We start from the raw sequence: 21,314 nt of genomic DNA, 5'->3' as shown, positions 1-21,314 counted from the left end.
CGTGGCGCTACGGTGTCACGCCTGCTCCGGCTCTCGCTCCGCCAGCTCCTCAAGCAGGTCGGCTGACGGTACAAAGAACAACCCCCCGGTGACTGCGGTGCTGAAGTCGAGCAAACGGTCGTAGTTGCCGACGGGTTTGCCGACAAACATGTTCTCCAGCATCTGCTCGATCGGTTCCGGCGAACGCGCGTAACCGATGAAATAGGTGCCGAACTCGCCAGCCCCCGGACGACCGAACGGCATGTTGTCGCGCAGGATTTTCTGCTCCTGGCCGTCCTTGGTGATGGTGGTCAGGGCGCTGTGGGAATTGCTCGGTTTCACCTCTTCACCCAATTCGATGTCGGCCAGTTTGGTCCGGCCGATCACCTTCTCCTGAGCTTCGACGCTCAAGGCATTCCAAGCGTCCATCTTGTGCAGGTACTTCTGCACCAGCACATAACTGCCGGATTCGAACGCCGGGTCTTCGTTGCCGATCAGGGTGAAGTGGTCTGCCTTGCGGCCCACCGGGTTCTCGGTGCCATCGACAAAACCGATGATGCTGCGCATGTCGAAGTAGCGGAAACCCTGCACCTCATCCACCACGGTGATCGCGCCATTGAGTGCGCTGCACAGCTGCGTTGTCAGTTCGAAACACAGGTCCATCTGATCGGCACGGATGTGCAGCAGGATGTCGCCCGGGGTCGCCACAGCACGGCGGCCCTCGACGCCGAATTCGCGGAATGGATGCAGCGAAGCCGGGCGCGGACTACCGAACAGGGCGTCCCAGGCGTTGGCGCTGAACCCACAGACACACGACAGGTTACCGCTGGGCACGCGTTTGCCAACCGAACGGGTGAGGGCGGCGATGTCGCCGCACCAGCCGCGCACCTGGCTGGCGGCGTCGCTCCCGGGCAGCAGCGTGGCGACGATGAAGATCGCGCTGCTGGTGATCGGGTTGCAGATTGCTTGCGGCTCGGGTGTCTGGGTATCCATTGATGAGGTCATAGTCGGTTCCATATGCGCTGGGCCAAGGTCGGCGCTCAGTATGAAACCAAAAACGTTTCATCGATATCTCAGAAGCGACCGAGTCGATAGGCATCCAGTGTCGGCAAGCCGGAGTTCGCTGAGGGTGATACCAGATGCGCGACCATCTCTGCAGTCACCGCCGCTTGAGTCAGCCCCAGATGCTGATGACCGAATGCGAGCAGTACCTTGCCGTCGCAGACCTTGTCGATGATCGGCAGCGAGTCCGGCAGCGACGGACGAAAGCCCATCCACGGCGTCGCGTCTTCAGCGTTCAAATCACGGCGGAACAAGCCCTTGCTCAAGCGATGCAACTGCCAGGCGCGTTCCATAAACGGCGGGCGCTCCAGACCGGCGAACTCTACGGTACCGGCCAGGCGCAAGCCGCCGGCCATCGGCGTCATGATGAACTTGCGCTCCAGCGAGGTAACGGCGAACGGCAGGCGCTCGTGCTCGTGGGGCAACATCAGGTGATAGCCGCGCTCGGTGTCCAGCGGCACGCGTTTACCGGTCAGCGCGGCGGTGAGTTTCGCTGAGTGCGCGCCGCAGGCAATCAGCACCTGTCGCGTGGTAAAACGGCCCTGATCGGTGCGCAGCGACACGCCATGCTCCTGCAACTGGCCGTCCTGCACCTCTTGTTGGAGGAACTGCACGCCGGCTGCTTTCGCCGCGCTCACCAGTTCACACACCACCCGGAAAGGGTCGAGAAAATGCCCGGTGCGCGGGTAGAACAACCCGCCCTGAATCTGTTCGCTGAGCTGCGGCGCGCTTTCTCGCACGGCGCTGGCCGACCAGAAATCCACCGGCACCTGTTGCTGACGCATGCGCGCCTGCAAGGCGTCGATCGCTTGCCGCGACTCGGCGCGCTCGAACACCAGCAGCGAGCCGTCCTCCTTGAGCAGGTCGGGGCGGGCGATGCTCTGCAACAGGCGCTTCCAGGCATCGAGGCTGCTTTCGTTGAGCGCGCGCAAACCGGCCACGGTGCGCTGAAACGGCGCCGGACGCAGGTTCAGCAACAATCGGCTGAACCACGGCACAGCGCGCGGCATGTACTTCCAGTCCAGGCGCAGCGGCCCCATCGGGTCCATCAGCATCGCTGGCAGACGCTTGAGGATCGACGCATCGGCAATCGGAAACACCTGCTCGGTGGCCAGATGCCCGGCGTTGCCAAACGAGGCGCCCTGACCGGGCGGCTGCTTGTCGATGACCACCACCCGCTGACCCTGACGCGCCAGCTGCAGGGCACAGGCGACGCCGATGATGCCGGCGCCGATCACCGCGATATCGGCGTTGTCCGCTGTGAGGTTGTCGGGCATGGTCAGGCTTCCCTCTGACCGTCGAGCAAGCGCCGCAATTGCAGCGGATTCGCTTGTTTCAGCGGCGGCGGCAACAGGCTGTCGGGGAAGTCCTGATAACACACCGGCCGCAGGAAACGCAGAATCGCCGCCGTACCGACCGAGGTGCTGCGCGAATCCGAGGTGGCCGGAAACGGCCCGCCATGCACCATCGCATCACACACCTCGACCCCGGTCGGCCAGCCGTTGACCAGCAGGCGTCCGGCCTTGCGTTCCAGGGTCGGCAACAAGGCCCGGGCGCGATCCAGATCGGCGTCATCCAGGTGCAGGGTGGCGGTCAGTTGGCCTTCGAGGTGTTCGCAGACCTGACGGATTTCATCGTCGTTGGCGCACTGGACGATCAGTGATGCTGCACCAAAGATTTCACCTTGCAGGCGTGCGTCGGCGAGGAAGTCCTGCGCCTGGGTCACGAACAGCTGCGCCTGACACTGGTTTGGCCCTTCAGCCGCTAGACCGATGGCCACGCGTTGCGCTTGCGGATGTTCGGCCAGCGCGCCGACGCCAGTTTCATAGGCGCGGAAGATTCCCGGCGTGAGCATGGTCTGCGCGGGACTGCGCTGGATCAGCTCGGCGGCCGCTGCGATGAAAGCGTCCAGTGCCGTCCCTTGGCGAGCAATGACCAGCCCGGGATTGGTGCAGAACTGCCCGGCGCCCTGAGTCAGCGAGGCGACAAAACCCTGCGCCAACGCCTCACCGCGTGCGGCAAGCGCTGCGGGAAACAGCAGCACCGGATTGATCGAACTCATTTCCGCGTACACCGGAATCGGCTCGGGCCGTGCCTGTGCCGTTTTACTCAGGGCGAGACCGCCACTGCGCGAGCCGGTGAAGCCCACCGCCTTGATGCGCGGATCGCTGACCAGGGCGATGCCGACCTCGTTGCCGGAACCGAACAGCAGCGAGAACACGCCGTCGGGCAAACCCGATTTTTTCACTGCACGCGTCAGCGCCTGGCCGACCAGTTCACTGGTGCCGGGATGCGCGCTGTGCGCCTTGACGATCACCGGGCAACCGGCGGCGAGTGCCGAAGCGGTGTCGCCGCCCGCCACCGAGAACGCCAGCGGAAAGTTGCTGGCGCCGAACACCGCCACTGGCCCCAGCGCGATCTGCCGCTGGCGCAAATCAGAACGTGGCAGCGGCTGGCGCTGGGGTTGTGATTGATCGACGCGAACGTCCAGCCACTCGCCAACACGCACGGTGCGGGCAAAGGTGCGCAGTTGCCCGCAAGTGCGTCCGCGTTCGCCCTGGATGCGGGCGCGTGGCAGGCCGGTTTCGGCCACGGCACGGTCGATCAGCGCATCGCCAAGGGCTTCGATCTCATTGGCGATGGTTTCGAGAAATTCGGCGCGAGCGTTGAGGGAGGTCTCGCGATAACGATCAAACGCTTGCCACGCCAGTGTGCAGGCCTGTTCGACATGCTCGCTGCTGCCCCCGGCATAGGCCGGTTCCAGCACCGCGTCAGTGGCGGGATTGATCGCGCGGATCGCTTCACGGCTGCCGGCAATGGCTTGGCCGCCGATCAGCATGTGGCCTGTCAGAGTCATGGCGCTTCCTTGATAAAAAAGGTGAAGCCCCGGCATCACACCGGGGCAGGGACTGCGGTCAGGCGAGGTTCTGTTCGGCGGACCAGTTTTTGTACCACTGGCGGAACAGCGCGTACTGGGTCTCGGCGTAACGGCGCTGGGCATCGCTCAAGGCGTCGGTTTCGTTGAAATGCAGGGCGTATTCGCGGTCGCCGTTGAGCACCATCAGGTGCTTGTAATACAGCACCAGGTCGCAGCCTTCATCGAACGACGACAGCACTGCCAGCGCCGCTTCCAGTTCGCGCGCCAGACGCCGGGCCTTGGCGTCGCCCTTGGCCGCTTGCTTGCTCAGCGCCACCAGTTGCAGCACTTCGCGGGGCAGGGCGTTGCCGATACCGGTGATCGCGCCGGTGGCGTTGCAGTTGACGAAACCGTGCACCACTTGCGTATCGACGCCGACCATCAGGGTCACGGCATCGTCCTGCGAGGTGATGTTTTCGGCGGCGTAGCGCAAATCGGCGCCACCGCCGAACTCCTTGAAGCCGATCAGGTTCGGGTGTTCACGGCGCAGTTCGAAGAACAGCTCGGCGCGGGTGGCGAAGCCGTAGTAAGGGCTGTTGTAGATCACTGCCGGCAGGTTCGGCGCGGCGTTGAGGATCGCGGCGAAGTGAGCTTTTTGCGCGGTGGCCGAGGCACCACGGGACAAGACGCGTGGAATCACCATCAGGCCATGGGCGCCGACTTTCGCCGCATGTGCAGCGTGGGATACCGCTTCACGGCTGTTGACCGCGCCAGTGCCGACGATGGTAGGAACCCCGGCGGCCACCAGACGCGCTACGCCTTCCTGACGCTCGGCCTCGGTCAGCAGCGGCCAGTCGCCCATCGAGCCGCAGTAGACGACGGCGCTCATGCCGATATCGATCAGCTCGCGACCCTTGGCCACCAGGGCGTCAAAGTCAGGTTTGCGCGCGGCGGTGCACGGGGTCATCAGCGCGGGAATGCAGCCAGTGAAGATGTTATCGCTCATTGTTGTAGCTCCTCGGGACATTCATTCGGATCGGTAGAAAAGCGGGGCACTCAGATGCCCCACGCGAAAGGGTCCTGCTCGTCGATCAGCAGAGTGGCGTCGGCGGTCATGTAGGCGCGGCCGGTAATGAACGGGCGCACGCGCTCGCCATGCCATTCGAAGCAGCCTTCGAACTGGCTACCGGTGATGCTGGCCTGGGTCCAGACCTGGCCTTCAGCGAGTTTGCCGTCAGCGGCCAGGCAGGCGAGTTTGGCGCTGGTGCCGGTGCCGCAGGGCGAGCGGTCGTAGGCCTTGCCCGGGCACATGACGAAGTTGCGGCTGTCAGCCTTGGGGTCGTCGGCAAACAGCTCGACGTGGTCGATCAGCGCGCCGTCCTCACCGTGAATGCCTTGGGCTTCCAGGGCCTTGAGCATCGCCCAGGTGTAATCGGTGAGGGCTTCGACGTTGCTCATCTGCAGGTCCTGGCCGTGCTCGGAGACGAGGAAAAACCAGTTGCCGCCCCAGGCGATATCGCCGACCACGCGACCGTAACCGGGCACGTCCACCGGCACCTGTTTGCGGTAGCGCCAGGCCGGGACGTTGCCCAGGGTTACCGCGCCGTCCTCGTGCAGGGTGGCGCTGACCGGGCCGACCGGGGTGTCGATCTTGTGCACGCCCGGTTCGATGCGGCCCAGGTAATGCAGCGAGTTGACCAGGCCGATGGTGCCGTGGCCGCACATGCCGAGGTAGCCGGCGTTGTTGAAGAAGATCACCCCGCAAGTGGCATCCGGCGAGACCGGCGCGCAGTACAGCGCGCCGACCAGTACGTCGTTGCCACGCGGTTCGAGCAGGCAGGCGCGGCGCCATTGATCGTGGCTTTCGCGTAGTGCGTCGCGCTGCTCGGCGATGCTGTTGCCGGGCAGCTCGGGGAAGCCTTTCATCACCAGGCGCGTGGGTTCACCGCCGGTATGGGAATCGATGATGTGCAGTCGTTTCATGAACGCATCCCTTCAATCAAAGTCAGGCGTGAGCAGGGCGCTGGCCCTGTGCCGAATGGGTGGAGGATTCAGCGGCTTCGCTTTCGTCGTCCTCGGTTTCCAGACGAATCAGGTGTGCCGGTACGCCGGTGGCGGCGCCCCAGTAGTAGATGCCCAGCGCGCAGACCGCGACGATCACGGTGTCGAACGGATGGCTGAGTACGCCGATACCGCCGAAGCTGCCGAGTTTGGAGAGGACGATGGTCACCGCGTAGAAGCCGATCAGCCACGCCGACGAGCGAACTTGCTGGCCGAGGTTCAAGTGCGCGGTCGGCACCATGCGCCCACACAGCAGATAGATGACGAACATCAGGATCTGCAAACCGAGCAACCACGACACGGTGCCCCAGCCCGACCAGTAGACGATCAGTGCGGCAATGATGAACGACAGCGGCCCGAGCACACGCATGCCCTTGACCCGGAACGGACGCGGCATGTCCGGCGCGTTGCGGCGCAGTGCGGCCACCGTCACCGGGGCCACCGCATAGCTCAACACCAGCGCGGCGGAGACCACGTTGATCAGCGCTTCCCACGACGGGAACGGCAGGGTCCAGAACACCGACAGGCCAAAGGTCAGCCACAGCGCCGGGCGCGGAATGCCGGATTTTTCATCAATGCGGGTGAAGATCTTGAAAAAGGTCCCGGTCTGCGCCCAGCCGTAGATCACCCGTGGCGTGGCGTTCATGTAGATGTTGCCGCAGCCGCTGGGCGAGATCACCGCATCGGCCACCACCAGATACGCCAGCCAGCCGACGCCCAGTGCCAGGGCGATGTCGCGATACGGCAGGGCCAGTTCCTTGGCGACGCCGGCCCAGCCATTGGCGAGCATTTCGGTCGGAATGCCACCGAGGAAAGCGGTTTGCAGCAACACGTAAATCGCGGTGGACAGCAGCACCGAAAGGATCAGCGCAATCGGAATCGTGCGTTGCGGGTTCTTCACTTCGCTGGCCACGGAAATGATCGGCGTCAGGCCCAGATAAGCGAAGATCACCCCGCCGGCCGACACGGCCATTTCGATGCCGGACAGGCCGAACGGCGCAAAGCCGTGCACCTGGAAGTTGGCCGGTTTGAAGAAGGTGAACAGCACGCCGATCACCAGCAGCGGCACGATGAACTTGAACACGCTGACCAGATTGTTGGCCATGGCGAAGGTCTTCACGCTGCGGTAGTTGAGCAGGAAAAACAGGCACAACAGCCCGAACTGCACGAACCAGCCAAGCACGGTCGGGTCGCTGGAGCCGACCTTGGTCAACTCGGGAAACCACGCTGCCGCATATTGCCGCGAGGCAACCACTTCGATCGCCACCAGACTGGAAAACGCGATCAGCGTGATGAAGCCCATCAGGTAGCCGAGCAGCGGGCCGTGGGAGTAAACCGGGTAGCGCACTACACCGCCGGCACGGGGCAGCGCGGCGCCCAGTTCGCAGTAGACGATGCCCAGCAGCAACACGGCGAAACCGCCGAGCAACCAGGAAAAGATCCCTGCCGGGCCGGCGATGGCCGACACGTGACTGGCCGCGAACAACCAGCCCGAACCGAAGATCGCCCCCAGTCCGATGAACGTGAGGTCTATCAGTGAAAGTTGCTTCTTGAACTTGCCTTGGCCTGTCATAGCGTCGCCTTCTTGTTGGTTGTTGGAGGGGCGTGCAGTGGCGCTACAGTGAACTCAACAGGCGATCCGCGATTGATGTTTTTTGCCGGTGACGATGACGAAATCAGCACAGTGGTCAACGGCAAAGGCCCGGCTCGACAGGCTGTCGGCCATCGGGCAATCTGCGCGCAAGCCAATGCGCACCGTGGGGAGTGACAGTCATGACGCAGAATGCGTTTGCGATCCTGAGCCAGCAGAACGAGGCGAGCCGACCGCAGAGCCTCGACGATCTGCTCGCCAGCATGGCGCTGCTGTTGCCCATGCTCGACGTGATTCCCAACGCGGCGATCTTCATCAAGGATCTGCAGGCGCGCTATGTCATGGCCAACCAGACGCTGGTGCAGCGCTGCGGTTTGAAAGACCTGCGACCGTTACTGGGCAAGACCAGCGCCGAGGTGTTTCCGGCGCAATTGGGGCCGGGCTATACCGAGCAGGATCGGCGGGTGCTGGAAGAAGGGTTTGTGTTGGAGGATCAGTTGGAGCTGCATCTGTACGGCAGCCGCGAACCGGGTTGGTGCCTGACGCACAAGCGCCCGCTGTACGACCGGGATAATCGGATCATTGGCCTGGCGGGAATTTCCGTCGACCTGCAAACCGCCAGCGAAACCCATCCGGCGTATCAGCGACTGGCGGCGGTGGATGAATACATTCGGGCGAATTTCAATCGCCGGGTCAGCCTCGGCGAACTGACGCGCATCGCCGGGATTTCAGTGGCGCAACTGGAGCGCTACTGCAAGCGCGTGTTCCACCTGACGCCGCGGCAGATGATCCAGAAAGTCCGTCTTGAGCATGCGCATCGGCTGTTGCACGGCGAGTTGCCAATCACCGAAGTGGCGCTGCAGTGCGGCTATACCGACCACAGCGCGTTCACCCGGCAGTTCAAGGCGTCGACCGGATTTACCCCGCGCCAGTATCGGTTGGCGACGGAGCAGTGAGGTTTGCCCGTCAGGCCTTGACCCAGCGCTGCCGGCTCCAGGCGCTCAGTGAATCCACGCCCAGCACCAGAATCAGCATCGCCAGAATCACCGTACTCGCCTGCGCTTCCTGAAACAGGCTCAGGCTGACATACAGCATCTGCCCCAAACCACCGGCACCGACGAAGCCCAGCACGCTGGCCATGCGGATGTTGTTTTCCCAGCGATACAGGCAATACGCGAGCAATTGCGGGGCGAGGTTGGGCAGGGTGCCGTAGCAGAACGCGAGCACCGGGTTGCCGCCTTGCAATCGGATCGCTTCGGCCGGTTCTGGCGGGGTGTTTTCCAGCGCTTCGGCGAACAACCGGCCGAGGACGCCGGTGGTGTGCAGGGCCAGCGCGAGGGTGCCGGCGTTCGGGCCGAGGCCGGCGGCGAGCACCATCAGCGCCGCCCACACCAGTTCCGGAATCGCCCGCAGGCCGTTGAGCAGCAGGCGCGAAGCGCTTTGCAACGGCCAGCCGAAACGCCCGGCCGCGGGCAGCGCGAGGAGAATGCCGAACACCGCCGCGAGCAGGGTGCCGAGGGCCGACATGGCGAGGGTTTCCAGCGAGCCCTTGAGGATCGCCTGCAAATGCGTGGCGCTCAGGTCCGGGCTGAGAAAGCGCTGCGCGTAGGCACCCATCTGCTTGAGGCTGGTGGCGCTGCCGAGTTCACCGAGGTCGAGTTCGAGGTAACCGAACGAGGCGATGACTGCGACGCCAATACCGACGATCAGCAACAGATTGATCAGGCGATTCATGTCAGCCTCCAGCGCAGCAGACGGCTGAGTTGGTCGGCACCGAGCACCAGAATCAGGAACGTCAGCAACATGCTCGCCACTTCACCGCTGGCGAACATGCGCAGTGACAGGTCGATCTGTTGGCCGAGGCCTCCGGCGCCGACAAACCCCATCACCACCGACGCACGAATCGCGCACTCCCAGCGATACACCGTGTACGACAGCAACTCGGCCGCGACATTCGGCAGAATCCCGTAGGCGAACGCCGCGAGTCGTCCGCTGCCGGCCTGCATCAAGGCGTGCGCCGGGCGTTGGTCGGTGGATTCGAAAATTTCCGCGTAGACCTTGCCGAGCATGCCGCTGTAGGTGATGGCGATCGCCAGCACACCTGCCGCCGGGCCGAGGCCCACGGCACGCACAAACAGCAGTGCCCAGACGATCTCCGGCACGCTGCGCAAGAAGATCAGCAATCCGCGCACCGGCCAGCGCAGCAAGCGCCCGACCCGACTGGGAATGCCGCTCCGGGACGCCGCAGACAACGACAGTGCGCGGCTGGCAATCAGGCTCGCCGGCACCGCCAGCAGCAGCGCCAGAGCCATGCCGGCGGTGGCGATGGCCAGTGTTTGCAGGGTGGCTTTGAACAGTAACTGGAGAAAGTCGTGGTCATGCGCCGGTGGCCAGAATCCGGAGATGAAGCGGCCCATTTCGGTCTGGCTGTCGCTGTGCAGCAACACCCCAAGATCCAGTTCGCTGAGCTGGATGCCCGGCCACAGCAAGGCCAGCGCCAGCAGAGTCAGCAACAAGCGCGGCGCGGCGGCCGGGTCGCGTGAATCAGCCCTCAGCATCGCGGGATCTGCACAATCAGCGGCGCACTGGGCGTCGTCGGGCTTTGCAATTGCTCGTTGGCGTACAGCGTGTCGAGCATTTCGCGGCTGACCTGTTCGGCAGGGCTGTCAAACAGGATCTGGCCGTCGCGCAGGCCGATGACCCGCGGGAAATGCGCCAGCGCCAGTTCCACCGCGTGCAGGCTCGCCACCAGTGTGACGTTGTGCGCCCGCGCGTGCTGCGCGAGGATCGACAGGGTGTGCCCGGCGAGCACCGGGTCCATCGCCGACACCGGTTCGTCCGCCAGCAGAACCTCCGGCGCCTGATACAGCACCCGGGCGATGCCTACGCGCTGCAATTGGCCGCCGGACAATTGCTGGCAGTAAGCGAAGAGTTTGTCGCCCAGATCCAACCGGGCGAGGGCCGCACGGGCGCCGGGAATGTCCGTGGGATGCAGCAGATTCAGCAGGCTTTTGCCCAGGCTCCACTGCCCGAGTTTGCCGGCCAGCACCGCCGTCACCACCCGTTGGCGCGGCGGCAGCGGCGGTGCTTGGTGAACCAGGCCGATGCGCGCACGCAGGCGTTGCCGTTGATGGGCGGATAGGTGCCAGGGACGCTCGCCCAGCACCTCGATTTCACCGCTGCTGGGGCGCAACGCGGTGGCCAGCAGATTCAACAGACTCGACTTGCCAGCCCCGGAAGGGCCGATGATCGCTACCTGTTCACCCACGCCAATCTGCAGGTCAACGCCGCGTAACGCGTCGACCCCGTTGGCGTGGTGCAGGCTGGCGTGTTTGAGGCTCAGGGTCATTTCAGCAGGTCGGCAGCGCGAGCGGCTTCCTCGATGCCCTTGTAGTTCTCGGGTTTGGTGTCGATGAAGCGGCTGGCCGCCTGCAGATCAAGAATCTTCTTCTGCTCAGGGTTGGCCGGATCGAGGTCGAGGAAGGCTTTCTTGATCTTCGCCGCCAGCGCCGGGTCGAGGGTGCCGCGCACGGTCCAGTTGTAATCGAAGTAGGCCGGGGTGGTGGCGAACACGTGGACTTTGCTGGTGTCGACCTTGCCGGCATCCACCAGTTTCTGCCAGACGCTGGCATTCAGCACGCCTGCGTCGACCTTACCGGCCTGGACCCAGGCCACGGTGGCGTCATGCGCGCCGGAGTAGGCGACGCGGCTGAAATAGGCTTCAGGCTTGATGTTGTCGTTCTTCAGCATGAAATAACGCGGCATCAGGCTGCCGGACGTCGACGACACCGAGCCGAAAGCGAAGGTCTTGCCCTTGAGGTCGGCCAGACTCTTCACGTTCGGGTCGGCGGTGATGAACTTGCTGGTGAACTGCGCATCCTGCTCGCGCTGCACCAGCGGGATAACCGGGGTGGTGGCGTCGGTCTTCAGGCGCGCCTGAACAAAAGTGAAACCGCCCAGCCAGGCCATGTCTAGGCGATCGGTCGCCAGCGCTTCAACCACCGCCGGATAGTCGGCCACGGGAACGAACTGCACTTTCATGCCCAACTGCTGCTCCAGATACGCGCCCAGCGGCTCGAACTTGCGCAGCAATTCGGTCGGGGCTTCATCGGGAATCGCGCTGACCCGCAACACATCGGCGGCATGCGCCACCAGAGCAGAAAAAGACAGGGCCAGACCAGCAGTCAGTGCCAGGGTTCGTTTGAGCATGGAAATCTCCGTTTCATGAGCGTCGCATTCTAAGTGCAGGGCGCGAGGTGTCGCGCTCGGGCGCTCAATCAGGTTAGACGAAACGGCGAGGTTATACGCAGCCGGGCAGTCAAAGGCCAGCGCGGGTACCCGGGGATGTTTTGCTCCACGTTTCATGCCAGCGGATGGGGCTGAGATGAAACAACTGATTCAGGAACGCTCGGTGCCGCTTTGGCGGTCGCTGATGCGCTGTCGGGTGTCTTGGTCGATCAGCTCGCGCAGGGTGGCGAAAACCGGGTCGGCGCTGGTGTATTTCTTTCCGTAGCCCAGATTGAAACCGTAGTCGAAATCCGCCGGGTTCAAACCTTGATTGTGCTGCAACAAGGTCTCCAGCTTATCCAATGCCTTGACCGCTTTGGCTTCGGCGGACTGCGCATTTTCGTAGTCGTCCCACAGCGCCAGAATCTCGTTGCGCAGTGCTTCATCGAGCGAACGGGTCAGCAGCAGAAGGTCGTTGCGCTCCTGTTCGCCCTTGTCGGGGAACGCGGCTTGATTGACCGCAGGAATATCGCCATTGATGGCTTCGCCCATATCGTGAATCACGCACATCTTCAGGACTTTGAGCAGGTCGAGGCCGGCCAGTTGATCGGCGAAGACAATCGCCATCAGGCACAGGCGCCAGCTGTGTTCGGCGGTGCTTTCGGTGCGGCCGCTGGAGGTGTGCGCGCTGCGCAGGATGTCCTTGAGTTTTTCTGCTTCGCGCAGAAAATCGAGGCGGCCCTTGATGATTTCGAGGTTCATGTGTCTGCCTGGCTGAATACGCCGAAAAGCTCAGCCTAGAACTGAAGACACTTGGCGTCCACGCATAAAATATGCGTTCAGAGGGTTTCCACCAGACGCGCGGCGCTGCCGTCAGACAGCGCAATGCGCGTCCAGCGGCACAGGCTGGGACGAATCGGCACGAGGTCGGAGGCATTGCTGCCGGTGCTGAATTCCACGGCCGGCGGCGCCTGAATCTCGTGCCAGCCAGTGCTCGTCAGGGCTGACTCTCTAAGCACAATTTCCGGCGTTGCGAAGCGCCACAGCGACTGTCCCAGCAACGTACTCAAGGGCTGGGTGAACTCGGCAGTACGCGCAGGAGAGCAGGCCAGCAAACGGTGGGTGAGGTCGCAGATCAGGTGCATCGGCCGCTGACTTTCCCCGACCAGACGCGCCAATACCTGATCGGCCGCGCTGTCCAGGCGCGCAGCCAGCAAGCGCTCCAGCTGTTGCTGTGCGGCCGGCTCCAGCGCCTGCACACCGCTTTCCCAGCGGGAAATGGTCGACTGGGTGACGTTGAACAACTGCGCCGCATGCGTCTGTTTGACGCGATGCAGCAGGCGCCAGCGTCGCAAGGCGATACCGGGCAGGGCGGGCTTCAATAGCAGGTCTGACATGGAGGGTGTCGGGAAAAGGTGGCCGGCCGGACAGTCTGAAGACTGCCGACCCCCGGTGCAAATCCGCCAGACGATCAGGCCGTTTCGCGCAGCCTGGCGATCACCTTGATCTCGAACTGAAACCCGGCCAGCCAGGTCACGCCGACCGCAGTGATCGTCGGATACGGCGCGCTGCCCCAGAACTCCGGCACCACTTCCCAGATGGTTTCGAAGGTCGATTGCGGATCGACCATAAACACCGTGACGTCGACCGCGTCGGCGAAGCTGCCACCGGCGGCGTCGAGAATCGCATTGAGGTTGTTGAAGGCCAGGCGCACCTGGTCCTGCAGATCCGGCTCGGGCGAACCATCTTCACGGCTGCCGACTTGTCCCGAGACGAACAGGAAACCGTTGGAACGAATCGCCGGCGAATAGCGATGACGCTCGTAAAGCGCATGGCGGGCTGGCGGGAAAACGACGTCGCGCTGGGTCATGGGTGTCTCCATCATTGTTTGGTCATTGACGATGGAGTGACTTTAGGGACTTGCGCAGCCGCGATAAACGCGCAACCTTGGCGTTCACTGTTTGCAAAATCCAAACAATCCGAGGGCGCAAAGTGGACCGTTTCGATGCAATGCAGGCGTTCGCCCGGGTGGTCGAGGCGGGCAGCTTCACCAAGGCTGCCGAGACCTTGCACATGAGCAAGACCACCGTGACGCAACTGGTGCAGCAACTGGAGGCACGGCTGCGGGTCAAGTTGCTCAACCGCACCACACGCAAGGTCAACGTCACTGCTGATGGCGCGATTTACTACGAGCGAGTGATCAAGTTATTGGCCGATATGGACGACGCTGAAACCGGTCTGTCCGGCGCCTCGGCATTGCCCCGAGGGCGCTTGCGCGTCGATGTGCCAAGTCCGCTGGCAAGGCTGATCCTGATGCCGGCGTTGCCTGAGTTTCACGCGCGTTACCCGGATATTCAGATCGACATGGGCGTCAGCGACCGCATCGTCGACATCATCGATGAGAACGTCGATTGCGTGGTGCGCGGCGGCGAATTGCTCGATCAGTCACTGATGGCGCGGCGGGTTGCCGATCTTCAGCTTGGGGTCTTCGCCGCGCCGAGTTATCTGGCCCGCGCCGGCACGCCGCTGCACCCACGGGAGCTGGAAGACTCGCATCATCGGGTGGTCGGCTTTCTTTGGGCGCGCACCGGCAAACCGGTGCCATACGCCTTGCACCGTGACAGCGAACACCTGCAGATCAAGGGGCGTCACGTGCTGGCGGTCGATGACGGCAATGCCTACCTTGCGGCAGGTCTGGCCGGCATGGGCGTGCTGTGGTTACCCAGGTATATGTCGGACGCACATCAGGCCCGGGGTGAGTTGGTGCCGCTGTTCGAGGACTGGCAACTCGAACCGATGCCGCTTTATGTGGCATATCCGCCGAACCGGCATGTCAGCCTGAAACTGCGGGTGTTCATCGACTGGATCATCGAGCTGATGGCGCAGCATGCACCGGTCATCGAGCGCCGAGGTTTTTGATCAGCCACTCGCTGAAGCATCGCGCCATCGGGTCATTCTCGCTGTCGCGATGCGTCAGCAGCGCCCAGTTCGGGCCACGAATGGTTTGCTCCACCAAGGGTTGCAGCAGCCCGTTTTCCTGCGCCTGACGGCTGAGCAACTGACTGACCAGCGCAATCCCCAACCCCGCCGCAGCGGCATCGAGCAACAAGCCTGGATCGGAAAAATTCAGCCCCTGATCCTGCTGCCCGACATCGACGCCAGCCTCCACCGCCCAGTGGCTCCAGTCCATTTCACGCTCACCGTGCAGGGTGGTGCGCTGCGCGGCAGGTTGCGCCAACACGCTGGGATGACACGCCGGAAACAGGCGGTCGGCATGCAGCACCTTGAAGCTGCATTCAGCCTGGGAGCTGATGTCGTCGCGCACCGCCAGATCGATGGTTTGCGTGGCCATGTCCGGCACTTCATCGGTGCTGAAAATCCACAGATCGACCTGCGGATGCTGGCGCCGAAAATCCGCCAGACGCGGCAGCAGCCAGTGCCGGGCAAACGCTGGCGTGGTGTTGAGCACCAGTTGGTTGGGCTTCTGATATTGCCCCAGACGCCGGATGCCGACCGCCAGTTGCTGCAGCATCGCCTGGGTGGTGCTGAGCAGATCGTGGCCGGCATCGGTCAGCGACACGCTGCGACCGCTGCGAAAGAACAGCGGTTGTTCGAGATACGCCTCAAGGCTGCGGATCTGCTGGCTGATCGCCGATTGGGTGAGGCTCAGCTCATCGGCGGCCTTGTGAAAACTGCCGAGGCGCGCAGCCGCTTCGAAGCCGCGCAGGGAGCTGAGCGGCGGCCAGTGCTTGAGCATATCGATAAGTTCCTCTAATCAGTTGTGCGCTAAATCCATCGTTTGTTGGCGCGGTTTCAGCTCAGTAGCATTCACCTCAAGCCAAATCACGGCAATTTCCATTGAACACAATGGCTTAATCGAGAGGTGCTTGTCATGCCGCGCAACGAGAATAACAACAACGCTTGGATGATGCCTGCCGAATGGGTGACGCATGCCGCGACGTGGATGGTCTGGCCGCATAACCAGGCGCTGTGGGAATCGGGATGGCGCGTGACCTTGCCGCTGGTGCAAGAGGATTTCGCCCGGGTCGCCAACGCCATCGCACGCTTCGAACCGGTGAAAATGGTCGTTGATCCGTCGGCGCTAGCGAGCGCCAAAGCCCTGTGCGGGCCGAACATCGAGCTGATCCCGCTGGTGGTCAACGACAGTTGGTGCCGCGACTCTGGCCCAAGCTTCGTCTGCCACCCGCAACAAGGGCTGGCCGGTGTCAGCTGGCGCTTCAATGCCTGGGGCGGCAAGTCGGCGCATGAGCTGGACGAAAGCCTCGCGCGGCGCGCGCTCAATCATCTGGGGCTGGAATGCTTCGGCACGCCGCTGAGCAACGAGGGCGGGGCGATTCATGTCGACGGCGAGGGCACGCTGATCACCACCGAGTCGGTGCTGCTCAACCCCAATCGCAACCCGGGGATCGGCAAGGTCGAGATGGAAGAAATCTTCAGCCGTCTATTGGGCGTGAAGAAAACCATCTGGTTGCCGGGCGATCCGGATTACGTCACCGGCGACATGACCGACGGCCACGTCGATGGTGTCTGCGCCTTCGCCCGTCCCGGCGTGTTGCTGGTGGATGCGACGCATGACCAGAGTTCGGTGTACGCCGAAGTGGTGCGGGAAAATCGCCGCGCATTGGAGTTGGCGACCGACGCCCAAGGGCGCAAGTTCGAGCTGATCGAACTGTTCGAAGCCAGCGAAGCGGTGGACAGCGACGCCGAAGTGTTCTGCGCCTCGTACACCAATTTCTACATCGCCAACGGCGCGATCATCATGCCGGCCTACGGCATCGAGGCCGACGAGGCGGCGGCCAAAGTGCTGGCGCAGGCGTTCCCCGGACGCGAAGTGGTGCCGGTGCGCATCAATCATCTGGCCCATGGCGGCGGCGGGGTGCATTGCATCACCCAGCAGCAGCCCGCCTGGCCGGTGGAGGGTTGAGCGATGAGCCATCTGACCATCGCCACCACCCAGATGCCGTGCACCTGGGATCTGCCGCGCAACCTCGATCAGGCCGAGCAACTGGTGCGTGAGGCCGCCGCGAAGGGCGCGCAGGTGATCCTGTTGCAGGAGCTGTTCGCCACGCCGTATTTCTGCATCGAACAGAGCCACAAACATCTGGCGCTGGCCGAGGAATACCGTGACAGCCGCGTGCTGCAGCGTTTCGCTGCGCTGGCCAAAGAGCTGGGCGTGGTGTTGCCGCTGAGCTGGTTCGAGAGGGCCGGCAACGCCTTCTTCAATTCGTTGAGCGTGGCCGATGCCGACGGGCGTCTGTCGGGGGTGTATCGCAAGACCCACATCCCCAACGCCATCGGTTATCAGGAGAAGGAATATTTCAGCCCCGGCGACAGCGGTTTCCGCGTTTGGGACACCGCGTTCGGTCGCCTCGGCGTGGGTATCTGCTGGGATCAGTGGTTCCCCGAGACTGCACGTTGTCTGGCGTTGATGGGTGCTGAAGTGTTGCTGTTCCCCACGGCCATTGGCTCTGAGCCGGGATGCACGGGGCTGGATTCCCGCGATCACTGGCAGATGACCATGCGCGGTCATGCTGCCGCCAATCTGCTGCCGGTGGTAGCCGCCAACCGGGTCGGGCGAGAAGTTGCAACCACTGATTCGTCGCTGCAAATGAGCTTTTACGGCTCGTCGTTTATCAGCGATCACAAAGGCCGATTGCTCGCCGAAGCCGATCGCGACAGTAGCGGCGTGCTGGTGCACCGCCTCGATCTCGACGCGATGCGCGAAGAGCGCCTGAGCTGGGGCATCTACCGCGACCGGCGGCCGGACATGTACGGCGCGCTACTCAGTCAGGACGGCCGCCACCTCCATGCACGCTGGAACACTCAAGGGGTTTGAACATGGCTACGCACCACAAAAGACTGCTGGGCGCGCTGGGTCTGGCGCTGACATGCGTGATCCCGTCGCTGCACGCCGAGGACAAAACCCTGCGGCTGTACAACTGGGCCGATTATTTTGCCGAAGACACCCTGAGCCGCTTTACCGCGGAAACCGGGATCAAGGTGATTTATGACGTCATGGACGGCAGTGAAACCCTCGAAGCGAAGATGCTCTCTGGTGGCAGCGGCTATGACCTGATCTTCCCCGGCGACACCGTAGCCGAGCGCCTGATGCGGGCCGGCAGCCTGTTGCCGCTGGATCAATCGAAGCTGACGGCGCTGGCCGACATCGAACCCGGTTTGCAGAAATTGCGCAGCCATTACGAACACTCCAGCCAGGCCACCGTGCCCTACACCTGGGGCACCATCGGCCTGACGTACAACGCGGCGCAGATCCAGCAGCGCATGGCCGACGCACCGGTTAATAGCCTGGACATGCTGTTCAAACCGGAGCTGGCGGCGAAGTTTGCCGACTGTGGAATTTCGCTGATCGACTCGCCGGATGAAGTGCTGGCGGTGGTGCTCAATTATCTGGGTCGCGATCCGCGCAGCGCGAAACCGGAGGATCTGGCGGCGGCCAGTGAGGTGCTGATGAAGCTGCGGCCTTACGTGCGCAAGTTCCAGTCGCAACCGGTGACCGATCTGGTCAACGGCAACCTGTGCCTGTCGCTGGGTTACAGCGGTGACATGACCCAGGCCCAGCGCACCTCGGACAGCGCCGGCAAGACCACCCGATTCGAATACCGCATCCCCCGCGAAGGCACCACGGTGTGGATGGACACGATGGCGATTCCGGTCGATGCGAAACATCCGGAATACGCCTACGCGTTCATCAACTTTGTGATGCTCCCGCAGAACATGGCGGCGATCAGTAACTTCACCGGTTACCCGACTTCCAACGTCAAGGCGCGGGCCAGCGTCGATGCGGCGATGCGCAACAACCCGGATATCTACCTCGATGAGGTGACCTACGCTCGATTGATCCCGGGCAAGGACATTCCTCAGGCCGATATGCGTGCACGGATGCGCACCTGGACCAAATTCAAAACCGCCACTCAGCCATGATTCAACCGCCGGCGCCCGGTCGCCGGCTCTTTTCAGGAAAACCAGATATGTCGACGCGTCGAGAGTTCATCAAACAGGTATCAGTCGCCGCAGGTGTCAGCGCCGCGGTCATGGGCCTTGGCCTGACGCCGGGCAAATTGCTGGCGGCCAGCGCGGGGGATTGGTTCATGCCGGACGAGGGCGACAAGCACGAGCGCGCCTTCATCGCTTTCGGCGCACAGGATGCGATCTGGGAAGATTTCACCGCGGATGTGCAGGCTGCGCTGGGCCGCATTGCCCGCACCATTGCCCGTTATGAACCGCTCACGGTGTTCTGTCGCAGCGGCGAACGCAGCCTCGCCGAAGAGTACTGCGGCACCCGCAACGTCACCTACGTGACCGCCGCGCTCGACGACATCTGGATGCGTGACATCGGCGCCAATTTTGTCATCGACGACAGGGGCGGACTCGGCGCCGTGGACTTCAATTTCAACGGTTGGGGCGACAAACAGCGGCACAGCAAGGATGCAAAAATCGCCGCGCGCGTGGCCGCCGACGCACAGGCGGCTTACCTGCGCAGCGAGCTGGTGGGCGAGGGCGGCGGCATTGAAGTCGACGGTCACGGCACCGGGATCATGACCGAGAGCAGCTGGATCAACAGCAACCGCAATCCGGGCTGGAGCAAGGCCGAGGTCGAGGCTGAATTGAAGGCGCGTCTGGGTCTGCGCAAAATCATCTGGCTGCCGGGGATCAAGGGCAAGGACATCACCGACGCTCACGTCGATTTCTATGCGCGGTTCATCAAGCCCGGTGTGGTGATCGCCAACCTCGACAGCGACCCTGAATCCTACGATCACCAAGTCACGCTGGCGCACCTGGAGATTCTCCAGAAAGCCACCGACGCTGATGGTCGCAAACTGCAGATCCACACGATTTCGCCGCCGCTCAAGCCGCGCAAAAGCAAGTTCAATCAGAACAACCCGGATTTCGCTGCCGGTTACATCAACTACTTCGTGATCAACGGCGCGATCATCGCCCCGGAATTCGGCGACAAGGCAGCCGACCAGAAGGCTTACGACCTGCTGTCGAAGCTGTATCCGGAGCGCAAAGTCGAGTTGCTGAACATCGATGCGATTGCTGCCGGTGGCGGCGGGATTCACTGCGTGACCAGTCATCAGCCGCAAGCGTGATTGACTCTTTGGCCCGGCAAGCCAACTATCGGCGGATAACAACATGACCGATGGGCCAGACCTTGATCGAACGACGTCAATTCAGCGGAGGCATGAAGGGTAAAAACCTCCGCTATCTGAATGAGCAAGCCGCCGAGACCCGCATCACCCGCACCGGTTTCCTGTTGCTGGAGCACTTTTCACTGCCGGCCTTCACCCAGGCGCTGGATACCATCATCACCGCCAATCTGTTGCGCGCCGGACTGTTCAGCTCGCGCACGTTCGGTCTGGGCGAGGGAGAGGTGATCAGCGATCTGGGACTGGTGATTCGTCCGGACTCGCGGATTGACCCGGCCAGTCTTGCTCAGCTGGATCTGCTGGTGGTGTGTGGCGGCTACCGCACCGAGCTGAAGGCCAGCGAGGAGTTGATCAGCCTGTTGCGCTGCGCCGCAGAGCGCGGTGTCGGTCTGGCCGGATTGTGGAACGGTGCGTGGTTTCTCGGCCGCGCTGGGCTCCTTGATGGCTATCGATGTGCGATCCACCCGGAACATCGTCCGGCGCTCACGGAAATTGCCAAAGCCACCCAGGTCAGCAGCGAGCCGTATGTGATTGATCGTGATCGACTCACCGCGTCGAGTCCGTCCGGGGCGTTCCATATGGCGCTGGACTGGATCAAAGGCCTGCACGGCAAGGCGCTGGTCGAAGGCATCGAGGATATTCTGGCGTTCGAGGAGTCGCGGTACCGGCGGATCAAACCGGACGAAAACCTCTGCGTCAGCGCACCCTTGCGCGAGGTGGTGAAACTGATGGATGCCAACCTCGAAGAGCCATTGGAGCTGGAGCAACTGGCGGTGTATGCCGGCCGATCGCGGCGTCAGCTGGAGCGTTTGTTCAAGGAGCAACTGGGCACCACGCCGCAGCGCTATTACCTCGAATTGCGTATCACCGAAGCCCGGCGCCTGTTGCAACACACCGAGCTGTCGCAGATGGAAGTGCTGGTGGCCTGTGGTTTCGTTTCGCCGAGCCATTTCAGCAAATGCTACAGCGCGTTCTTTGGCTACCGACCGTCCAGGGAAAAACGCCTGGTCAAATAACCCGCGCTGTTTCTACTGCCAGCCACAGACCCAACCCCTGTGATTGGTGTCAGAGCCAATGGCTGAGCGCAGACCAATGTGGGAGCGGGCTTGCTCGCGAAAGCGGTGTGTCAGTCAGCATATGAATTGGCTGACGCGGCCCCTTCGCGAGCAAGCCCGCTCCCACAGGTTTAATTGAGTGGTGTCAGAGCCACTGGCTTAGCGCACCAATGTGGGAGCGGGCTTGCTCGCGAAGGCGGTGTGTCAGTCAGCATATGAAGTGGCTGACGCGGCCCCTTCGCGAGCAAGCCCGCTCCCACAGGTTTAATTGGGTGGTGTCAGAACCACTGGCT

The 21,314-nt window shown here is 62.9% G+C and carries 21 protein-coding genes; 7 read left to right on the top strand and 14 right to left on the bottom strand.

All coding sequences use genetic code 11. The features are described from left to right. Nucleotides 1–15: 15 nt before the first annotated feature. The 6 genes from AC27VU_RS24905 to AC27VU_RS24880 form a co-directional block, all read right to left on the bottom strand. Complete coding sequence (locus tag AC27VU_RS24905; protein WP_488725127.1) at nucleotides 16–984, bottom strand: Dyp-type peroxidase; 969 nt, start codon at nucleotides 982–984, stop codon at nucleotides 16–18. Between the two features lie 68 nt (nucleotides 985–1,052). Then, nucleotides 1,053–2,318, bottom strand: a complete 1,266-nt coding sequence (locus AC27VU_RS24900; RefSeq protein WP_488725126.1) for an NAD(P)/FAD-dependent oxidoreductase — start codon at nucleotides 2,316–2,318, stop codon at nucleotides 1,053–1,055. 2 nt (nucleotides 2,319–2,320) lie between these two features. Then, nucleotides 2,321–3,898 (bottom strand): aldehyde dehydrogenase (NADP(+)), encoded by a 1,578-nt coding sequence (locus AC27VU_RS24895; protein WP_488725125.1) that lies wholly within the window; start codon nucleotides 3,896–3,898, stop codon nucleotides 2,321–2,323. Between the two features lie 58 nt (nucleotides 3,899–3,956). After that, nucleotides 3,957–4,904 (bottom strand): dihydrodipicolinate synthase family protein, encoded by a 948-nt coding sequence (locus AC27VU_RS24890; protein WP_041072540.1) that lies wholly within the window; start codon nucleotides 4,902–4,904, stop codon nucleotides 3,957–3,959. Nucleotides 4,905–4,954: 50 nt separating this feature from the next. Beyond that, complete coding sequence (locus AC27VU_RS24885) at nucleotides 4,955–5,881, bottom strand: 4-hydroxyproline epimerase (protein ID WP_488725124.1); 927 nt, start codon at nucleotides 5,879–5,881, stop codon at nucleotides 4,955–4,957. 22 nt (nucleotides 5,882–5,903) lie between these two features. After that, a complete protein-coding gene (locus AC27VU_RS24880) occupies nucleotides 5,904–7,532 on the bottom strand; it encodes an APC family permease (RefSeq protein WP_103485019.1) in 1,629 nt (542 codons plus the stop codon). Between the two features lie 200 nt (nucleotides 7,533–7,732). On the opposite strand from AC27VU_RS24880, the gene AC27VU_RS24875 reads away from it, so the two are divergent. Beyond that, nucleotides 7,733–8,506: a PAS domain-containing protein gene (locus AC27VU_RS24875; protein WP_488725123.1), complete on the top strand. Its 774-nt coding sequence runs from the start codon at nucleotides 7,733–7,735 to the stop codon at nucleotides 8,504–8,506. Between the two features lie 10 nt (nucleotides 8,507–8,516). Here AC27VU_RS24875 and phnE read toward each other — a convergent pair whose 3' ends face one another. The 7 genes from phnE to AC27VU_RS24840 all read right to left on the bottom strand — a co-directional run bounded on the left by phnE (nucleotide 8,517) and on the right by AC27VU_RS24840 (nucleotide 13,647). Beyond that, nucleotides 8,517–9,284: a phosphonate ABC transporter, permease protein PhnE gene (gene phnE, locus AC27VU_RS24870; protein WP_003224391.1), complete on the bottom strand. Its 768-nt coding sequence runs from the start codon at nucleotides 9,282–9,284 to the stop codon at nucleotides 8,517–8,519. Then, nucleotides 9,281–10,108, bottom strand: a complete 828-nt coding sequence (locus tag AC27VU_RS24865) for a PhnE/PtxC family ABC transporter permease (RefSeq protein WP_103520759.1) — start codon at nucleotides 10,106–10,108, stop codon at nucleotides 9,281–9,283. Before AC27VU_RS24865 ends, phnE begins: the two co-directional genes overlap by 4 nt. Then, nucleotides 10,102–10,899 (bottom strand): phosphonate ABC transporter ATP-binding protein, encoded by a 798-nt coding sequence (locus tag AC27VU_RS24860; RefSeq protein WP_003224395.1) that lies wholly within the window; start codon nucleotides 10,897–10,899, stop codon nucleotides 10,102–10,104. Before AC27VU_RS24860 ends, AC27VU_RS24865 begins: the two co-directional genes overlap by 7 nt. Beyond that, complete coding sequence (locus AC27VU_RS24855; RefSeq protein WP_041072554.1) at nucleotides 10,896–11,759, bottom strand: putative selenate ABC transporter substrate-binding protein; 864 nt, start codon at nucleotides 11,757–11,759, stop codon at nucleotides 10,896–10,898. The genes AC27VU_RS24860 and AC27VU_RS24855 overlap by 4 nt, the downstream gene beginning before the upstream one ends. 189 nt (nucleotides 11,760–11,948) lie before the next feature. Further along, a complete protein-coding gene (locus AC27VU_RS24850; RefSeq protein WP_488725122.1) occupies nucleotides 11,949–12,539 on the bottom strand; it encodes an HD domain-containing protein in 591 nt (196 codons plus the stop codon). A 77-nt stretch (nucleotides 12,540–12,616) separates the two neighbouring features. Further along, nucleotides 12,617–13,174, bottom strand: coding sequence for a helix-turn-helix domain-containing protein (locus AC27VU_RS24845; RefSeq protein ID WP_488725121.1), 558 nt, complete (start codon nucleotides 13,172–13,174; stop codon nucleotides 12,617–12,619). Between the two features lie 74 nt (nucleotides 13,175–13,248). Continuing rightward, nucleotides 13,249–13,647 carry a RidA family protein gene (locus tag AC27VU_RS24840; protein WP_338801669.1) on the bottom strand — a complete coding sequence of 133 codons (399 nt, stop codon included), beginning with the start codon at nucleotides 13,645–13,647 and terminating at the stop codon, nucleotides 13,249–13,251. A gap of 122 nt (nucleotides 13,648–13,769) precedes the next feature. Here AC27VU_RS24840 and AC27VU_RS24835 point away from each other — a divergent pair, with 122 nt between their 5' ends. Next, a complete protein-coding gene (locus tag AC27VU_RS24835) occupies nucleotides 13,770–14,696 on the top strand; it encodes a LysR family transcriptional regulator (RefSeq protein ID WP_488725120.1) in 927 nt (308 codons plus the stop codon). On the opposite strand, the gene AC27VU_RS24830 is transcribed toward AC27VU_RS24835, so the two are convergent. Beyond that, entirely contained in the window at nucleotides 14,674–15,534 is an 861-nt protein-coding gene (locus AC27VU_RS24830; protein WP_045122417.1) for a LysR substrate-binding domain-containing protein, read from the bottom strand. The genes AC27VU_RS24835 and AC27VU_RS24830 overlap by 23 nt on opposite strands. Nucleotides 15,535–15,669: 135 nt before the next feature. On the opposite strand from AC27VU_RS24830, the gene AC27VU_RS24825 reads away from it, so the two are divergent. From AC27VU_RS24825 to AC27VU_RS24805, 5 genes are read left to right on the top strand one after another with little or no spacing between them, the layout of a single operon-like run. Further along, the gene (locus AC27VU_RS24825; RefSeq protein WP_488725119.1) at nucleotides 15,670–16,722 is read left to right on the top strand and encodes an agmatine deiminase family protein; all 1,053 of its coding nucleotides are present in this window, start codon (nucleotides 15,670–15,672) and stop codon (nucleotides 16,720–16,722) included. A gap of 3 nt (nucleotides 16,723–16,725) precedes the next feature. Continuing rightward, nucleotides 16,726–17,634 carry an N-carbamoylputrescine amidase gene (gene aguB / locus AC27VU_RS24820; RefSeq protein ID WP_488725118.1) on the top strand — a complete coding sequence of 303 codons (909 nt, stop codon included), beginning with the start codon at nucleotides 16,726–16,728 and terminating at the stop codon, nucleotides 17,632–17,634. Nucleotides 17,635–17,636: 2 nt separating this feature from the next. Next, nucleotides 17,637–18,740, top strand: a complete 1,104-nt coding sequence (locus tag AC27VU_RS24815) for an extracellular solute-binding protein (protein ID WP_488725117.1) — start codon at nucleotides 17,637–17,639, stop codon at nucleotides 18,738–18,740. 47 nt (nucleotides 18,741–18,787) lie between these two features. After that, a complete protein-coding gene (locus AC27VU_RS24810; RefSeq protein WP_488725116.1) occupies nucleotides 18,788–19,909 on the top strand; it encodes an agmatine deiminase family protein in 1,122 nt (373 codons plus the stop codon). Nucleotides 19,910–19,959: 50 nt separating this feature from the next. Beyond that, nucleotides 19,960–20,982, top strand: a complete 1,023-nt coding sequence (locus tag AC27VU_RS24805; RefSeq protein WP_103520607.1) for a GlxA family transcriptional regulator — start codon at nucleotides 19,960–19,962, stop codon at nucleotides 20,980–20,982. Nucleotides 20,983–21,314: the final 332 nt, after the last annotated feature.

It is taken from the genome of Pseudomonas sp. 14P5.3.2, assembly GCF_057799175.1.
The sequence above is the reverse complement of the archived record's forward strand: the minus strand, read 5'-3'. Positions and strand labels throughout refer to the sequence as shown.

Bases quoted from the DNA above. Each gene is read 5' to 3' on its own strand.
- AC27VU_RS24830 (WP_045122417.1), bottom strand. From the start codon at position 15,534: ATGCTCAAGCACTGGCCGCCGCTCAGCTCCCTGCGCGGCTTCGAAGCG.
- AC27VU_RS24805 (WP_103520607.1), top strand. From the start codon at position 19,960: ATGGGCCAGACCTTGATCGAACGACGTCAATTCAGCGGAGGCATGAAG.
- AC27VU_RS24900 (WP_488725126.1), bottom strand. From the start codon at position 2,318: ATGCCCGACAACCTCACAGCGGACAACGCCGATATCGCGGTGATCGGC.
- AC27VU_RS24815 (WP_488725117.1), top strand. From the start codon at position 17,637: ATGGCTACGCACCACAAAAGACTGCTGGGCGCGCTGGGTCTGGCGCTG.
- AC27VU_RS24890 (WP_041072540.1), bottom strand. From the start codon at position 4,904: ATGAGCGATAACATCTTCACTGGCTGCATTCCCGCGCTGATGACCCCG.
- AC27VU_RS24825 (WP_488725119.1), top strand. From the start codon at position 15,670: ATGCCGCGCAACGAGAATAACAACAACGCTTGGATGATGCCTGCCGAA.
- phnE (WP_003224391.1), bottom strand. From the start codon at position 9,284: ATGAATCGCCTGATCAATCTGTTGCTGATCGTCGGTATTGGCGTCGCA.
- AC27VU_RS24840 (WP_338801669.1), bottom strand. From the start codon at position 13,647: ATGACCCAGCGCGACGTCGTTTTCCCGCCAGCCCGCCATGCGCTTTAC.
- AC27VU_RS24850 (WP_488725122.1), bottom strand. From the start codon at position 12,539: ATGAACCTCGAAATCATCAAGGGCCGCCTCGATTTTCTGCGCGAAGCA.
- aguB (WP_488725118.1), top strand. From the start codon at position 16,726: ATGAGCCATCTGACCATCGCCACCACCCAGATGCCGTGCACCTGGGAT.
- AC27VU_RS24875 (WP_488725123.1), top strand. From the start codon at position 7,733: ATGACGCAGAATGCGTTTGCGATCCTGAGCCAGCAGAACGAGGCGAGC.
- AC27VU_RS24810 (WP_488725116.1), top strand. From the start codon at position 18,788: ATGTCGACGCGTCGAGAGTTCATCAAACAGGTATCAGTCGCCGCAGGT.
- AC27VU_RS24905 (WP_488725127.1), bottom strand. From the start codon at position 984: ATGACCTCATCAATGGATACCCAGACACCCGAGCCGCAAGCAATCTGC.
- AC27VU_RS24860 (WP_003224395.1), bottom strand. From the start codon at position 10,899: ATGACCCTGAGCCTCAAACACGCCAGCCTGCACCACGCCAACGGGGTC.
- AC27VU_RS24885 (WP_488725124.1), bottom strand. From the start codon at position 5,881: ATGAAACGACTGCACATCATCGATTCCCATACCGGCGGTGAACCCACG.
- AC27VU_RS24895 (WP_488725125.1), bottom strand. From the start codon at position 3,898: ATGACTCTGACAGGCCACATGCTGATCGGCGGCCAAGCCATTGCCGGC.
- AC27VU_RS24865 (WP_103520759.1), bottom strand. From the start codon at position 10,108: ATGCTGAGGGCTGATTCACGCGACCCGGCCGCCGCGCCGCGCTTGTTG.
- AC27VU_RS24855 (WP_041072554.1), bottom strand. From the start codon at position 11,759: ATGCTCAAACGAACCCTGGCACTGACTGCTGGTCTGGCCCTGTCTTTT.
- AC27VU_RS24880 (WP_103485019.1), bottom strand. From the start codon at position 7,532: ATGACAGGCCAAGGCAAGTTCAAGAAGCAACTTTCACTGATAGACCTC.
- AC27VU_RS24845 (WP_488725121.1), bottom strand. From the start codon at position 13,174: ATGTCAGACCTGCTATTGAAGCCCGCCCTGCCCGGTATCGCCTTGCGA.